Source organism: Mesorhizobium sp. M0239 (assembly GCF_040321815.1).
GTDB lineage: Bacteria > Pseudomonadota > Alphaproteobacteria > Rhizobiales > Rhizobiaceae > Mesorhizobium.
The window spans coordinates 280,733-297,103 of sequence record NZ_JAMYSG010000004.1 but is presented as its reverse complement, the minus strand read 5'-3'; the positions used below and the strand labels follow the sequence as shown (position 1 = coordinate 297,103).

Annotated in this window: 12 protein-coding genes; 10 read left to right on the top strand and 2 right to left on the bottom strand. The window is 59.6% G+C overall.

Annotation, left to right across the window (positions count from 1 at the left end; all coding sequences use genetic code 11):
- The first annotated feature begins 568 nt into the window (after positions 1–568).
- The 6 genes from NKI99_RS05875 (at position 569) to NKI99_RS05850 (ending at position 9,851) form a co-directional block, all read left to right on the top strand.
- The gene (locus NKI99_RS05875) at positions 569–1,777 is read left to right on the top strand and encodes a glycosyltransferase family 4 protein (RefSeq protein ID WP_352610099.1); all 1,209 of its coding nucleotides are present in this window, start codon (positions 569–571) and stop codon (positions 1,775–1,777) included.
- Positions 1,774–3,033, top strand: a complete 1,260-nt coding sequence (locus NKI99_RS05870) for an O-antigen ligase family protein (RefSeq protein ID WP_352610097.1) — start codon at positions 1,774–1,776, stop codon at positions 3,031–3,033. The genes NKI99_RS05875 and NKI99_RS05870 overlap by 4 nt, the downstream gene beginning before the upstream one ends.
- Positions 3,033–5,030, top strand: a complete 1,998-nt coding sequence (gene asnB / locus NKI99_RS05865; RefSeq protein ID WP_352440667.1) for an asparagine synthase (glutamine-hydrolyzing) — start codon at positions 3,033–3,035, stop codon at positions 5,028–5,030. Before NKI99_RS05870 ends, asnB begins: the two co-directional genes overlap by 1 nt.
- Position 5,031: 1 nt before the next feature.
- Positions 5,032–7,263, top strand: a complete 2,232-nt coding sequence (locus NKI99_RS05860; protein ID WP_023808944.1) for a GumC family protein — start codon at positions 5,032–5,034, stop codon at positions 7,261–7,263.
- A gap of 183 nt (positions 7,264–7,446) precedes the next feature.
- Positions 7,447–8,814 (top strand): oligosaccharide flippase family protein, encoded by a 1,368-nt coding sequence (locus NKI99_RS05855; protein WP_023808945.1) that lies wholly within the window; start codon positions 7,447–7,449, stop codon positions 8,812–8,814.
- Entirely contained in the window at positions 8,811–9,851 is a 1,041-nt protein-coding gene (locus tag NKI99_RS05850; protein ID WP_023808946.1) for a glycosyltransferase family 2 protein, read from the top strand. Before NKI99_RS05855 ends, NKI99_RS05850 begins: the two co-directional genes overlap by 4 nt.
- A gap of 82 nt (positions 9,852–9,933) precedes the next feature.
- Here NKI99_RS05850 and NKI99_RS05845 read toward each other — a convergent pair whose 3' ends face one another.
- Positions 9,934–10,641: a helix-turn-helix transcriptional regulator gene (locus tag NKI99_RS05845; RefSeq protein WP_031212340.1), complete on the bottom strand. Its 708-nt coding sequence runs from the start codon at positions 10,639–10,641 to the stop codon at positions 9,934–9,936.
- A gap of 210 nt (positions 10,642–10,851) precedes the next feature.
- On the opposite strand from NKI99_RS05845, the gene NKI99_RS05840 reads away from it, so the two are divergent.
- The gene (locus NKI99_RS05840) at positions 10,852–12,594 is read left to right on the top strand and encodes a PAS domain-containing protein (RefSeq protein WP_023808948.1); all 1,743 of its coding nucleotides are present in this window, start codon (positions 10,852–10,854) and stop codon (positions 12,592–12,594) included.
- Here NKI99_RS05840 and NKI99_RS05835 read toward each other — a convergent pair.
- Positions 12,587–13,261 carry a LuxR C-terminal-related transcriptional regulator gene (locus tag NKI99_RS05835; protein WP_023808949.1) on the bottom strand — a complete coding sequence of 225 codons (675 nt, stop codon included), beginning with the start codon at positions 13,259–13,261 and terminating at the stop codon, positions 12,587–12,589. The two genes, NKI99_RS05840 and NKI99_RS05835, sit on opposite strands and share 8 nt — an antisense overlap.
- Before the next feature lie 507 nt (positions 13,262–13,768).
- Between NKI99_RS05835 and NKI99_RS05830 the strand changes: the two genes are divergently transcribed.
- From NKI99_RS05830 to NKI99_RS05820, 3 genes are read left to right on the top strand one after another with little or no spacing between them, the layout of a single operon-like run.
- Entirely contained in the window at positions 13,769–14,491 is a 723-nt protein-coding gene (locus NKI99_RS05830) for a nucleotidyltransferase family protein (protein WP_023808950.1), read from the top strand.
- 39 nt (positions 14,492–14,530) lie between these two features.
- Positions 14,531–15,667 carry a DegT/DnrJ/EryC1/StrS family aminotransferase gene (locus NKI99_RS05825; RefSeq protein ID WP_023808951.1) on the top strand — a complete coding sequence of 379 codons (1,137 nt, stop codon included), beginning with the start codon at positions 14,531–14,533 and terminating at the stop codon, positions 15,665–15,667.
- Entirely contained in the window at positions 15,664–16,338 is a 675-nt protein-coding gene (locus NKI99_RS05820) for a sugar transferase (protein WP_023808952.1), read from the top strand. The genes NKI99_RS05825 and NKI99_RS05820 overlap by 4 nt, the downstream gene beginning before the upstream one ends.
- Positions 16,339–16,371 lie beyond the last annotated feature (33 nt).

The window sequence follows — 16,371 nt, the reverse complement described above, 5'->3', positions numbered from 1 at the left end:
CTAGCCCCCTGCCCTCCCCTCGTTGTGCTTTATCCCGATTCTTATTTCCTCGACCCCCCACCCCGCCACTCATAAAACTTTTTTTCTCCGGGGGGGCGCGCGGGGCCCCCCCCCGACAGATGTTCCGGATGTGTGGACCAACAGCTGACGTGCGGGTTCCGTCCTGAAGACCGGGCGACGCAGGCCGAGGGCCGGCTTGACGGCCCAGCGCAACCACAAAGATTTTTTGCCATCAGCGAACCGCGGAGCTCAGGCACCGCGCCGCCGCAATTGGACACTCGAAAACCTTGGACAACCAAGGTGATGCAGACCGGCCACCCGTACCGGCTCAGGCAAGCACCGCGCTCATCCCGCAAGACACGAGTCACATGAACGCTCCGGCAATCGCGAGGGAATCTCGCCTCGCTGGTCGCCACCCTTCCAAACATCACTGGTGTCATTCAAACGGACGAGGACAGGCACCTGGTGTCCCCCTAGCGTGCACTCGGGCGGCATGCGCTCAGAGGTGATTAAACCGGGCCATGGCAGCATCGAGAGCCAATCGGCCATGTGCGCTTGGGAGAGGCAGATGAACCCGCACCTGGTCTGCGTGGGAGGCGAGGATCACGCCTTGAGAGTTCCCTTCCTCATCGCGCTGCGAGAGAAAGGCTTTCGCGTTACGGCGGTCTCGAGCGGTTCTCCCGTACCGTTTTTACGGCATGACATTTCGCATCACAGGTTCTCCTTCGACCGCTTTGCAAGCGGAGGCGGGGAATGGCGCACTCTCGGAACGATGCGCCGCTTGATGCAGGAGCTTCAGCCTGACATCATCCAGAGCTTCGACACCAAGCCAAATCTGTTAACGCCCCTTTCGGTACGGGGAACTGTTCCGGTCATTCGCACCATCAACGGACTGGGATGGACGTTCTCATCGCTGGAGCCTCGAGCCCTGGCCTTGCGTCCGGTCTATTGCGCACTGCAATGGCTTGCGTCTTCCTGGACGGCAGCGACCGTATTCCAAAATAGCGACGACCAACTGTTCTTCGAGCGCTTTCGGCTGATCGGTCGCGGAAGTTCGCGACTGATACGCAGTTCCGGAATCGATGTCGACGCGTTCGCAACGGTGCGCCATCTCGGGTCCTCAGCAACGAAGATGCGAAAGGACCTCGGCCTTCAGTCCGCCGAAGTGGTGATCTTCGTCGGCCGTTTGACGCGCCAGAAAGGCGTGGCGGCCCTTCTCAAGGCGGTCCCTCGCATTCTGTCCGCAAGGCCCTCGGCACGGTTTGTGCTCGTCGGCCCACGAGAATCCGAAGGCTCATTCGCAATCGACAAGTCGGAACTCGATCGGCATGCACCTCATGTGCTGGCCTTGGGTCCACGACGCGATGTCGCCGACCTCCTTGGCATGGCCGATGTATTCGCCTTTCCCACTCAGTATCGCGAAGGGGTTCCGCGTGTATTGCTGGAGGCGGGGCTGGCGGGACTGCCCATCGTGGCCTCAAGGATGCCAGGCTGCAGCGACGTCGTCGAAGACGGATGGAACGGCTACCTGGTTGCGCCGCATGATGCCGAAGCCCTCGCCTCGCGAACAATAGACTTGCTGTCCGACCGCGCGGCGGCCAAGGCGATGGGCGCCCGTTCTGTTGAACTTGTCCGGAGGCGATTTGCCCTGCCACTGGTGGTCGACCAGTACTGCGACCTTTACGACAACACACTCCGCGCGGGGCACATGCGACCGCTCCCTGCCGTTGGGCTTGGAGGCGGCCTCGCAAATCACCGAGGTGGGGCACATCAATGATCCGGGACGCCTTGCTCGCCCTGGGGGTTGCTATGTCCTATGCGACGCAACTAGGCGTTCCGGGATTGCCGCTCGGCTATGGCGAATTGTTCATCGCGATCTGGATCGTGCTGGCGATTGGACGAATACTCGCTGGCGGTCGTCTCCAGCTCACACCCGCTTTTGTCCAACTGGCGAGCTTCTGGCTGCTCCTGTCGCTCGCTTTGGGGATCGGCACGATCGTCGGTTACCTGACCACCGTTCTTTATCTGACCGGGTTTGTACATGACGTTATGGCCTATGTGTTGCTGGCAAGCTTTACGTGCCTGGCCGCGGCGGAGCCGGACGCCGATCGGCATCTGCGCCGCAGCGCATGGTACGTGGTCGCGTTTGCCAATGGGGCCTTTGTGATACAGCTTGGTTTGGCTTATGGTGCGATCCACCAATCCGGCGTCGATCCCTGGTATTGGGACCGGTTCCGTGGCTGGTCAGAGAACCCGAACCAACTCGCGCTCTATTGCGCGCTCTTTGGCCCGCTGGCTTTGCATCTTGCCACGACCACGCGCAACCCATGGGCTCGTTTGCTTGCATTCTCATGCCTGCTCCTGACGTTCTATGTCGGCCGACTGACGAAGAGCGACACCTATCTCTATACCAGCATCCTGAGCTGCCTCATCTTCCTCGGATTGCGGCTTCGTGCATGGATAGCAACGAGCGGCCGCGCCAGCATGCCCCGCCTGGCGGCAATTATGCTGTTGGCAGGCTCCTTCCCTCTAGCGCTTGCAATGACGCCGTACGCGCTCACCGAAGAGACCAGCGTCGCCAATTTTGCCAAGAGCCTCACCAAAGACGAAGGCGGGGAAGCGACCGTCGAAACGTTCGAACTCCGGCTTTATCTGTGGCAGGAGGCTGTGGAAAAAGGATTGAAATCCGGGTCCCTGGGACTGGGCCCTGGCCCCCACCTCGAGCGGCCTCCCGTCGCCGACCGTCAATTTCTACAGCGACCTTTCGAGGCGCATAACACCGTTCTCGACCTTTACCTGCAGGGCGGATTGCTTGCCGTGATGGCGTTGGTCTGGATCGTGGGCGCCGCCATGTCCTCCGCCTGGCGAGCGGGATTCGACGCCCTGCTGGTGCTCGGGGGATCGACGATAATCTTCAGCATGCCTCACCTGATCATCCGCCACCCGATCGTGTGGTTTTCGCTGGCTTTCTGCCTCGTTGCCGGAAATCCGACCGCACTTCGGCGGCAGCTTGCTGAACCGAGGGTGGCCTAATGTGTGGGATCGCGGGAATTCTATTGGCTTCGGACGCTCTGGACATAAAGCCGCTTGGAGCGATCGGGCGGATGACTGCATCGCTGCGTCACCGGGGGCCGGATGGCGAGGGGCTCTGGATCGACCGCGAAGCTGGAATCGCACTGGGCCACAGGCGGTTGGCAATTGTCGACCTGTCAGCCGCCGGGCACCAGCCGATGCATTCCGCCAGCGGTCGGTACGTGATCACCTTCAACGGTGAGATATACAATTTTCGCGATTTGCGTAGCGAACTCGAGTGTGCGGGCCAAACCTTTCAAGGTGCTAGCGACACCGAAGTGATGCTCTGCGCAATCGAGCATTGGGGGCTTGAGGCCGCCCTCAATCGCTTTGCCGGTATGTTCGTCTTCGCATTGTGGGATCTCAAGACAAGAACCCTGCATCTGGCCCGCGACAGAATGGGCAAAAAGCCCCTCTATGTCGCATCGACCCGAGATGCGCTGGTTTTCGCGTCTGAGCTGAAGGCGATCAATTGCTTTCCGGGCTTTTCTCCTGACCTTGATCTTGATGCCGCCGCGGCAATGCTTTCGACGGGATGGGTGCCGGACCATCGCTGTATCTGGCGAAGCGTGTTCAAACTGCCGCCTGGTTCTGTCCTTTCCGTCACGGCGGCGAATTTTGCCGAAGACCGCAGCGCGGACCGTCTTTCCCGATGCGTTCACCGCTGGTGGTCGCTGGCTGCCGTCGCTGCCGATGGGCGACGGAATCCCGCCATCGGCACCGACGAAGATCTGGTTGACGAACTGGACAACCGGCTTCGGCTGGCTGTGCGGGAACGTATGATCGCCGACGTGCCTCTGGGCGGCTTCCTGTCGGGCGGGATCGACAGCTCAGCCGTGATCGCCTTGATGCAGGCCCAATCCTGCAAGCCGGTTCGCAGCTTCACGATCTCGTTCGGAGAGGGCGGCTTTGATGAAGCTCCATACGCAGCGGCCGTTGCCCGTCATCTGGGTACCGACCACTCCGAACTTCACCTCTCGCCAAGCGCCGCACGTGACGTCATTCCCGAGTTGCCCCAGGTCTGGGATGAACCCTTCGCCGATGAATCACAAATACCGACCTTGCTCGTTGCCAGGCTCGCTCGTCAGCACGTCACCGTAGCGCTGTCGGGCGACGGTGGTGACGAATGCTTCGCAGGATACGGCCGCCACTTTATGGCGGAGCGGCTGAAACGGCACCTGCGCCTGCCCCGACAACTGCGCCGAACCTTGGCGGCAGGGGCAGGGTTTTTCGCACGCGCCGGACGTGACGATGCCGTTGGCAAACTGCCGCTCTCTGCGAGCGCGAGGCATTTTATCCGGAGCGACCGAATGGAACGCCTCGCCCGGCTGCTCACGGCATCGAACGAAGACGAATTGTTTCAGCGGCTGGCGCGGCCACAAGCTGAAAACCTTGGATATCAGCGGCCGACCGAACCAACCCACGGCTACGGCGGTCCGCCGCTTGACGACCTGCTCTCCCGTCTTCTGTACGATGACATGGCGGGCTACTTGCCTGGCGATATCTTGGTGAAGCTGGACCGTGCCACCATGGCCAACAGCCTTGAGGGTCGGTGTCCTCTGCTTGACCACCGCGTTGTCGAATTCTCCTGGCGGCTGCCATCCAACATGAAAGTTCGTGATGGCGCCGGCAAATGGATCCTTCGCCAATTGCTACGCCGCTATCTCCCGCAGCACCTGATCGAGCGTCCGAAACAAGGCTTCGATGTCCCTATCGCTGCATGGCTGCGGGGTCCGCTGCGCAACTGGGCCACCGATCTTCTCGCCGACATGCGAACCGAAAGCAGTGACGTATTGGACACCGCGAAGATCGACGCCTGCTGGCGCGATCACATTGATGGCCATAACCGCTCGCGCGAATTGTGGTCCGCGTTGATGTTCCAGGCCTGGCGGAGCAAGGCCAATCGGCAAGCACAGCAAACCGGCCCAACTCATGAACGCGACCTGGCAGGAGTGTAAGATGGTAGGTTCCGCAATCAGCCCGATCCAGCTGCCACGGGTCAATCAACTACCAGCACCGGTTCTCGAAGGCAGAGTGCCCGTGCGGTCATTGCGTGAGTATGTCGAGCCGCCCACCGCGTCGCGCCAACTCTTCGTGATTCTGGCAAGGAGAAAATGGTCTATTGTTGCCTTCGCTGTGTTGGGCGGCTTGTTGGCGGGGTTGCTGGGAAGCCTTCGACCAGTTCTCTACGAGTCAACAACCCAGCTTATCGTCGACGCCCCCTCGCGCGGTTCACTGCCCGTCGGCGCCCCGTCTTCGCAGGACCTCGTTGATTCAAGCATAGATGACCACATCACGATGTTATCGTCGCAAGATCACCTGCGCCGCGTCATGGCGGCACTGCGCAAGACAGGTGCGGCGGAAACCGGACAGGACAATTCCGCGAGCAGGAATTCCCGGCTTGAACCGTCTGCCACCCCTCCCCCAAGGACACGCTCACTTGCCGGCGGTCTACTGGACTGGCTGTGGCCAGGGGCGGACCAGGTAGCCAACGGTCCACAAGCCGAGGATGCCTCCGAGTTGAGAGCTTTGCGGCGAGGCATGCGGGTCGGGCAGGAGCTGCGATCGAGAGTAATCTCCGTCGCTTTTGCCGATGACAGCCCCGCGCGGGCGGCGCTCGTGGCCAACACATTCGCTCAGGTTTATGTCGACTCCCTAGCGAAGAAAAGGCAGGCATCCGACCAGCAAGAGCTCGATGCGATCACCGCCAGTTTGCCCGGGCTGCAAAATGATCTGCAGGCAGCGGCAGACCGCCTTGAGAAATATCGGCTGAGCCACGGAGCCATCGACCAAGGCTCGGCGGACAATGCAGCCAGGGAACGGGCCGACCTCAGCCAGCAATTGTCGATGTCAAAGGCGGACCTCGCCGCTGTGGAATCTCGGCTTCGATACGTCCAGGGGCTTCGAGAGCATGGGGCCTCTCTCACCGCCTTGGCCGAAGCTATTGGCGCGCCTGAACTTGCCGACCTTGCGGCTCGACAGGCTCTCGCGCCGGCAGACCAGGAACTCAGAGCCACGACGCAAAGCAAGATCGAACAAGGCGTCGACAAGATTGCTGCCGATGCAAACATTTTCCGTGCACAGATCGCCGCTCTTGAAAGCCGAAAGAACATCCTGGATGCGGTCATGGCCGACACCGCCAGCCGGCTTTCCGGTTTGCGGGCTCTCGAGCCGCAGGTCAGCCTGCTGACCCAGCGATATAACGAACTCCTTGGTCGACAACAGGATTTGACGCGGCGTATCGGAGTTCCCTCAGCTGGAATTTCCATCCTGTCCGCTGCTTGGCCGCCGACTATCCCGCAGACCTTGCCAGCCATCTTCCTTGTTCCCCCTGGGATGATCCTATTCGCCATTCTGGGGGCGATGTACGTCACGATGCGCAATCATTTCGACCGGACTTTCCGTGGCGAGGCCGAGGCAGAAGCGGTGCTCAAGGTTCCCTGTGTGGGGCAGATTCCCGAAGCAGGCGGAATGCATGCCAAACAACTGCGAAACCTCGTGCTGGGGGAGCGCAGGTCCGCATATAGCCGCGCCGTGACGTCGTTGCTGATTGCGGCGGCACCAAATGCGCTAAGGGCTCGTTCGTCGTACACGGCGCTTGTCACCTCCAGCGTGCCGCAGGATGGCGGGACCGAGCTCGCGTGGAGCCTGGCGCTCGCCGGCACGCGACTGGGCGGTCGAGTTCTGTTGGTCGATCTTGAACGCAAGGGCGTTCAGCTCACGCTCGAGTTCCTGCACCAGTTCAGCGAACGCAAGAACCGCCATTCCTTCGCTGACTATGTTTGCAATCGCTGCGACCTGGAAGGTGCCGTTGCCAGGCTGCATGAAATCGGGATCGACGTAATGACCGCCGCTCCGTCGGACGACCTGCTGGCGCTGCTATCATGCGAGGACGGAGGCAAAGTGATGGCGGATCTGCACGCGACCTATCGCATCGTGATCATAAACCTGCCGTCGGCGCTGGGGCAGCCGGAAGCCAAATTTCTGCCAGGATGGGCGGACGTGGTTCTTTTCGCCATCCGGTGGAGGAAAACGCCACGCACCCTCGCTCGCGGGGTGCTGGAACTCCTTCAGGGCAACGGTTCTCTTGCGATACCTGTTGGCAGTGTCCTCACGCGAGTGAATCTGAAAAAACATGCCGGATATCGGCTCGAGGACAGCGCTGACCTCTTGCGCGAGCAAATAGCATGACGGCCACAGGCTCGTCCTTGGGCTACGGACGATCCTGGGGCGGTTCATCCAGGGAGCGGCCAGGACGATTCACGGTGCAGCCTGTCAGCAGAGCGCGTCATTCAGGTGAATGATGGCAAGGTCCGGTGTGCATCGTAGGCTGCGGCAATCCCCGATATTTGCCTCCCTCGGAAGCGCGAACCGATGGCACCAAGCGACCTTCTGAGACCCAAGACGGTTCCTGCGGCAGGCACAGCCATCATCGTTGTTCGGCCGAGCCCGATCGGCTCGATCATTCGTGCAGCAAGCGGAGTGTCGGCAATGGCGATTGTCGGCCAGCTCACCCTTCTTGCCGCAATCCCGGTTTTGGCGCGGCTCTATTCGCCGGCCGATTTCGGCATCTTTACGATTTATCTGTCGATCGTGAACATACTCGCCGGGGTCGCGGCATTGCGCTTCGAGGCTTCGCTCTATGGGGTCAAGGGGAACGCGCAGGCCTATGTGACGGTCAAGCTTATTCTCTTGGCTGTGTTCGTGACGACCGTCCTGGCCTTTTCGGCCGGACAGATGCTGTCGAACCTTGCTCCCAATCGCCTCGGCTCGCTCGCCTGGCTCATTCCGATTGGAATGGGAGGCGCAGGTCTGGTCGAAGCCATGAACTGCTGGAGTCTGCGTGCCGGGCTTTTGCGCGATTTTGCTCTCGGGCGCCTGATCCTGCCGGCAAGCATGGCTGCACTGCAATTGGCTTTCGGCATCGCCGAACTCGGCGGTGAAGCGATGATCCATGCCCATATTTTAAGCCAGTTCGTCTTCATCGGGGTGATCGGCTATCGGGTGATGAGTTGGGAGGATTTGCGTGGCATCGCCTGGGCACCTTGGCGTGCGGTATTGGAAAAGGCTCGGCGGGAATACAAATTTCCTCTGTTCGATATTCCCGCAACGCTCGCGAGCATAGCAATCAACAATCTTCCAGCAGTCCTTGTCGGCGGGCTGTTCGGCACCGCATTTGCCGGATATTTGGGCGTGGCCGCGCGGCTGGTCACCGGTCCGGTGACGCTGATCGCCACACCGCTCAGCAATGTTTTTGTCGCCGAAGCAAACCGGAACAGCAATCGTGGACACCTGCTTGGTGTGGCGCGCGGGCTTCTCCTGCTGGCCGCCGCCTTTACCGCGGTGCCGATCTTGCTGCTCGGCCTCGCCGCGCCCTATGTGGTCGTTCCGCTTCTGGGCGAGCCTTGGATGCCCACTGCGGAAATCATGACCGCACTGGCGCTGATGGGCGCGGCACAGGCGTTGTCGACTCCGCTCAGCGACGTTCCCGCTCTGTTACGGCGGCAAGGAACAAGACTGGTCATCGACCTCGCACGGGCGGTTCTCGTGTTTGGCCCGCTGCTCGCCGGCGCCCAGGCGGGCTGGCAGCCAGTCACCGTCATCTATTTCATGGCCGCCGGCGGCGCGTCGGGTTTCGCTCTGAAAATGGCAGCATCACTGTATCTGTTGACCCACGACCCTCAACCAGCAGGCGCTGCAACGTGCATCCAACATGAATGTCTCGAGGAAAAAACACCATGAATTCGTCGTCGGTTGACAACCTTCAAGCGGCAGTTGCGGTCACCCAGCATGACCGGGCCGATCTCTCGTGGTCACGCCCTTTTATCTCGGTCGGGATACCAACCTTTCGTCGACCGGATACGATCCGCAGGGCGATCGACAGCGTCTTGGGCCAGGATTACTCCGATTGGGAGTTGGTCGTGAGCGACGACGAGGGGCCGGAGGGCGAGACCTGGGCTATCGTGACCGACTACGCACGGAGCGAACCTCGCATCCGCATCATCGAAAACAGTCGAGGTCGCGGTCAGGTCGAGAACACCAACAACGCTATGCTGGCTTGCTCCGGACGATGGATCAAGTTGCTACATGACGATGACTGGCTTGCGCCAGGTGCACTCAGGACATTCGCCGAAATTGCCAAACAGTACCCCTCAGTCGCCTTCATGACGTCAGCCGCAAACATAATCGAGGACAAGCGAGTGCGATTTCGCCAAGTCCCCAAGCAGCAGGAACCGATCTCGCTTTATTCCAGCCAGCAGTGCCTGATGGACCTCTATCTGGTGCGCGCGACACGCTGCCTGGGGATTATTCCATCCACATTGTTGATCAACAGCGACGTCATTCGTGCCGGCTGCTTGATGCGCACGCACAAAGAGATTCCGGCCGGAGTGGATCAACTGTTCTTCGTGGATCTAGCCAGCCATGGGGACATGGTGGCGATAAGCGATCCGCTTACCTTTTACGATGCAACGAACCATCCAAGCATTACAACGTCAAAGAGTTTCCGCGAGGTCGACGAAGTGACCCTCGCCGTCAAACAGCTTAACTGGAATCTCATCAAGGACCGCAACCATCTCCCGCCTCCCGAGACATTGCTGCGGGCATTGCGGGTTGCTCGTATTCCCATGAGGTTCCACCAGCAGTCCTGGTTGACCACGTTCCTGGACGGGATTCAGATCTTCCGGCCTTCCGTCATGAAGGTGGCGGGCTGGCACGTGCTTAACCACGTGTTTGCAATCCGCCCAAGATTGGGCCGGGTGCGCACACGACGGCGGTAGGGTGAGGCTGGCGGACAAGCACGCCGGCAACAGATTGCGCGCGCACAAGCCTGTTGCGCGCGCGCATGGTACGGCCGTTACCTCACGGCAAGACGCATATGCGCCCAAGAAGAGCTACCAGTTCCGCCTGGCGCCGTGTTTCGGTCTTGGCGAAGAGCGACGCCAGCTGTGACCTTATCGTGGTCCGGCTCAAGCGCCGCTTGCGGGCTATCTCCAAAGGGGCATCGCCCTGCGCCAAGCGCAGCGCGAGTTGCGTTTCGGCACTCGTCAGACCAAACATTCTTTGCAGCGTCTGGGGATTTGGCCCGGACCTGTTTTCACGATCCAGCAGCGCCACGATACTCGTCGCGTCAGGCGTTGCTATGCCCTTCTCGTTCAAAATCAAGGGCCTGTCGCCCATACCGCGGATCACCACCCATGAAAGCGTGCCAGGAAGAAAATTCCCCGGCACGTTTGCGATCAGCCGCCTCAGAGCAACCGACACCTTGCCGGCCGTATCAGCTGCCTCGCCCTCGCGCTCCAAGGTGTTTTGAGCGGCTGAATTCCACTCCATGACCTTCCTGTCGCTGTTCAGGATCAGATAGCCACACCCGATGCGATCAAGCATTCTCACAACAGATGCAAGGCTGCTCTGCTTTGGCTCGACAGCCACGCCGTCGAACCTTTGTGGTGCTTGGTGCCAGGCGGAACTATGGCCACCCTGCGTTCTCAAGGCCGAGACGGGCTTTCCCCCGAAACTTCCATATTGGCGACCAAGAATTCCATCATGCTGCCTACCAACCAGTGCCATTTTCTTACCTCCCGCAAAACGGCAACGCCTCCCTGTCAGGAGGTGCCTTAAACATGTCAGTCAGGTCGCTTGGAGAGTTGCGGTCCGATCCGCCCCCGACAACGGACAAAATGCGCGCTACAATCCCGGGGAACAATCCTGCGGTCGGACTAGTCTGTACGCTTTTCGGTCTAATCTCGACGGACTAGTCAGAAGGTTATAGTCTGGCACATGCGTTTGCATTCGCTCAGTTTGCATCCGAACAGCTCAGGCAAGTTGCTAACCCACCTTGCCTCGATGTCGCTCCTGGTCGCGACACTTGCGGTCGAGACAGCGCTGCCCGCCTCCATGGCATACGACATCGGCTTTTTTGAGTTTGTTCCCACCATTATTGCCATCTCATATCTCGAAGATCGCCTGATTGCCCTTGCGGCAACGTTTGTGATGGTGACTGTCGGCTTGTTGGCGCGGGATGTCCTTCACAATCCAACCGACGTCGACGTTTGGATTAGGGCCATCCTGCTGCTGGTTGCAGGGGGGATGATCGCCCTGACTTTCCACCGGCAGAGGCAGGACTACCGCACCCTTTTGCGGGTTGCAGAGGCTAGACTCGTGGCCTTGGAGGCGACCGAAAACAGTTATCGCTGGGCATTTGAACGTGCCGCTATCGGCTTTGCCAATATGAGCGAGAACGGAGAGTTGCAACGATCCAACAAACGTCTTTGTGAGATGACAGGGTATGCCGAGGAGGAGCTTTCTAGTTTGCCAGTCAGGGCACTCGTCCATCCTGACGACAACCACACTTTGGCGGAAGCATTGACTCGCCTCAAAGACACGACTTCGTTCGGCTCGGAGATCCGTCTCCTGAGAAAGGACGGCACGGTTTTGTGGACAAGATTGGCGCTGTCTTTGGCCGTGCCAGCTGATGCTCTCCCTCAAAGCATCTTTGTAATGGTGGACGACATATCGGGAGAGCGAACCGCCCGCGAGGCACTCCGGGCTCAGAAGGAATGGTTGGACCTGGCGCTGTCGTCCAGCCGGTTGGGAACATGGCGCATAGACTTCGAGAGCGGATCCGTGAACGGCTCGGCCGCGTTCTGGGAAATGATGGGACTGGCACCCGCGCCGAGCCGTCCGCTGCAGGAACTGGCTGCGGTCGTTCATCCAGCCGACTTGCCTAATTTGACGGCCCCGGGAGAGCTTGCATCCGGCGCCAACTATGACGCGGAGATCCGCATCAGGCGAGCTGGCGGACATATCCGCTGGATTGCTCTTCGCGGACGGGACGAATTGCGCGATGGTCGTGCACAGCGAATAGGAGTCGCCGCGGATGTCACCGATCGGCGCATAACCATTCTGCTGCGGGCTGCGGCGAAGAAGCGAGAGCGGGCCATGCTTGAACAGCGCCACAGGCTCAACAATCTGTTTCCGGTGATCACGGCGCTTGTGAATATGGTTAGTGCCCCCGACAACGATATCGCCCGCTATAAGCAGACACTGATCCAAAAAATCGGCGCACTCCAGGCGACGCATCTGCTTCTTTCACGCGATGGCAACCTGTCGGCGTCCTTGCGCGACCTCATCGTTCAGGAATTGCAGCCCTACATGGGGACGCACAACATCTCGATCAGTGGGCCCGAAGTAAAAATCGCAGAGGGTTCGGCTGAGAGCTTCGCAATGATCGTTCACGAGCTTACGACCAATTCCGTGAAGCATGGGGCTCTCGGCACTCCGGCAGGCCGGATCGAGGTCATGTGGCAATTCACAGCCCAGGAGCCCGGCGCCGACATCGTGTTTGAATGGTCGGAATCGGGAGAGCGCCGGGTCTCCACCTCGGCTCGGCGCGGTTTTGGGTCGTTGATCATTGGAGCCGACGGTGAGCCTATCGTGGGTCACTCTTCCAAGCTTGAGATGCTGGCTCACGGACTGAAATATTCGGTCCGGCTGCCGCCAAAAGCAATCGGCGCTAGTTGACGTCTCTGGCGGCCCATGTCTTCAGCAGAACCGCGGCCTCTGTCCGATTTCGTGCCCCAAGTTCGCGCAGGACGGCGGCGGCATGAATCTTCGTCGTCGCTTCTGCAATTTCAAGAGAGCGGGCAATCTCTTTGTTCGAGTAACCTTCGGCCATCAACCTGAGGACTTCCTTCTGTCTGGACGTAAGCCTGCCCAGATTGTTGACGCTGGTGGTCCTGTGGGGCATTCGCGTGGGAGCCTCGGATGGAAGGCGTACCGGCTCCTTGGACCTTTGTGAAAGAAGTGCCGGAACGTAAATACGGCCGGCCAGGATTTCCTTCACCGCCAGGACCACCTCCTCGTCCGTTTGGGACTTTACGATATAGCCATGAAGTCCAATCGAGAGGGCAGTTAGAATCTCGGCGCGTGAATCGGTCCCTGAAACAATTGCAAACCGTGTGTCGGGATGAGCCGGTAAGACGTCGCGAAGATCGTCCTGGCCGGACAGTCCTGGCATGTTCAGGTCGATGACGGCGAGATCAACGGGCGCCTGATCTTCAAGCAGGCTTATGACGGTATCAAAACACGCCGCTTCGAATATTTCCAAGTCTGGAATGCCGGCCATCAATGCCAGTCGCAGCCCACGACGATACAAGCCGTGATCATCGGCGATGATAATACGATACATGAACCACCCACCTTTTGGCAGCCCGCATGTGTCCCTAGCTGCCGAACCCTCCCTTTGGATGGACTGTACGGTGACCCAACACAGATCAGCCGCCCGCTGATCCCCCGTATGTCGACGCTCGTCGCCGCCCATCCGCACATTTCAACCTGCTAATATAGCTTACAATCGCACACATTTCAGGGCCAGATAGCAAAGTGTTTTTTTCGTACGAACGGTAGCGATGCCCTTCCGAGAAGGTCGTTACCGGCGCCGGACATGCGCACAGCAGTTGCCAATCGAGCGGCTACAGCTCCCAGCTCTGATTGACCGCCCTGCCGCGCCCATGCCCTGCCGGCTGGAATATTGAAATCAAAACGCCGGGAAAGTGCCATTCAAATGCACGACGACGCCTTCTCGGGCGCCACTTACCATCGCTGCACCCGGAGAGGCGAAACCAACACTGGCGTACCTTCCGGCCGGTGGGCTGGACCCATCACACCGCGACAGTCGTATCAATAGGAGGACGAGATGAAAGCGGTCATTCAGTGCGGTGGAATGGGAACACGCCTTCGGCCTTTCACATCCATCTTGCCCAAGCCTCTCATGCCGATCGGTGCTCGACCGGTTCTTGAATTGCTTTTGAAGTGGCTGCGACGGAACGGCATTCAGGAAGTCTACGTCACGACCGGCTATCTGGGGCACTTGATCCGCACCGTATGCGGAGACGGATCACAGTGGAATCTAAGGATACGCTATACCCAGGAGCTGGAACCTCTCGGCACTATCGGCCCGCTCTCCCTGATCAGGGAGGAACTGGACGAGCCGTTCATTGTTCTCAATGGGGACGTACTTACCGATCTCAGTCTCAGCCGGTTTGTGGCATCACACCGGACTCACACGGATCCAGTCACCATAGCCACCGCTTCCCGCGTCATCAAGATGGACTTCGGCGTCATCGACGAGATCGACAATACTGTTAAAGTATTTCGTGAAAAACCGACTCTATCTCATCTGGTAAGCATGGGTATATATTGCATGAACCCAGATGTTTTCCGTTTTATACCTGACGGTATCGCCTTCGGATTCGACGACCTCATGCTGCAGATGATGCAAAACGGCACGAATGTGCACGTCTACAAACATGATGGGCTTTGGCTGGATATCGGACGCGTTGAAGATTTTCAAAACGCACAAACCATTGCCTGGGAAGAGCAGTCCGCATCGATCGAGGTCTCGGCAGCGGCCGCTTGAGGGCCGAACGCTCGGCCGCGCCAACATGAGGAGGTCGTAATGCTCTTGGTCAGCGCTCCTATTCTTGGCTTTCCGGAAAAGGCGGCCCTGGCCAAAGTTGTCGACAGTGGGTGGCTGACGATGGGGGACCAGGTACGAGCCTTTGAAGAGGCCTTCGCGGCCGTGCATGATGCGGTCGATTGCGTCGCCGTCAGCTCTTGCACCGCCGCCCTGCATCTCATTCTCCATGCACTTGGGATCGGCCCTGGAGACGAAGTGCTGGTTCCCTCGCTGACCTTCGTGGCGACCGCGAATGCAGTGCTCTACGTAGGAGCAACACCGGTATTCGTCGACATAGAGTCGGCCGAAGTGCCACTGATGTCTCTAAGCGACGCGGAAGCCAAGTGCACCGGACGCACCAAGGCAGTCATTCTCGTCCATTTTGCCGGCTACCTCGCCGACCGGGAAGAATGGCAGAGATTTGCCCGTGTGCGAGGACTGCATATCGTCGAGGATGCCGCGCATGCTCCCGGCCTTAAGGAGGTGGGGACTTACGGTGCGGCCGCGGCCTTTAGCTTCTACGGCAACAAGAACATGACCACCGCGGAAGGCGGGGCCGTTATCGCCCGGGATGCACAGCTCCGTGAAGCGATCCGCCAGGCTCGCGGACATGGGATGACCAGTGGCACACATCAGCGGCTGAACAGCCGCACGCCGCAATACGACGTGACGATGCTCGGTTTCAATTATCGCATGGACGAATTGCGCGCCGCTATCGGCTTGGTCCAACTTCAGAACCTGCAGGAATGGAATGAAATCCGGCGCATATTGGTCGTCCTCTATCGGCGTCTGATCGCAGATTATTGCTCGGCTGTGACAGTCCCGTTCGGCAAACCGCGGACCTCGGCCTACCACATCATGCCTGTCCTCCTGCCGCATGACGTCGACCGGCAAACGGTAATCGACCATCTGCGAACGAAGGGTATACAGACCACAATCCACTATACGCCCGTGCACCAGATGACGCTTTATCGCCAGATGTTCACTGAAATCCATCTGCCGAAGACCGAGGACTTCGCGCAGCGGGAATTGACGATTCCACTACACCCGCAAATTACGGCAAGTGCGATCGAGTCGGTGGTTGTTGCGTTGGCCACGGCGATTGAAGGCAGCGGGCGGGCGGGAGCCGCGGCATGAACGCACTCGACGTGACGATGCATCGGCCCGCCGTAGCTGGCACCAGCCACGGAATTGCCAGACGCGCTATGGACATCATCCTCGCCGCAGTAGCGGGAATGGTACTCGCTCCACTGATGCTCCTGATTGCCGTTGCACTCTTTGTCGAGGGCGGTTGGCCCGTGCTTTTCGCACAGACGCGCCTGGGTGCCGGCGCAAAACCGTTTCGCATGTACAAGTTCCGCAAATTCAAGACGACAGCCGATCCTTTCGGCCTTGCGCTGACCATGAACGATGACAGCCGCATGACGCGGGTAGGCCGTTTTCTCGCGGCAACGAAACTTGATGAGCTGCCCCAACTGTGGAACGTTTTCACGGGGGACATGGCAATTGTCGGGCCGCGGCCGGAAAGCCTTGCCTTCGCCGATTGTTTCCGCGGCGGCAATGAAGCTGTCCTACAGTGGAAGCCTGGCCTGCTCGGCCCAACCCAGGTTCTCTTCCGTCACGAAGCCTGTTTTTACCCGCCCTCCCTTGATCCGCTCCTGTTTTATCGAGAGGTCCTGTTCCCGGCCAAGGCAACGATCGACCTCGCCTACTATCCGCGGCGCACCATTGCATCGGACCTCGTCTGGATAATGCGGGGCTTCAGGGCGGTTTTCGGCGTGTCCCTGCCTCCCGCGGCAAGTGGGTAGAGTTGGCAAGTGAGGAGAGTTTGGCATGAATGG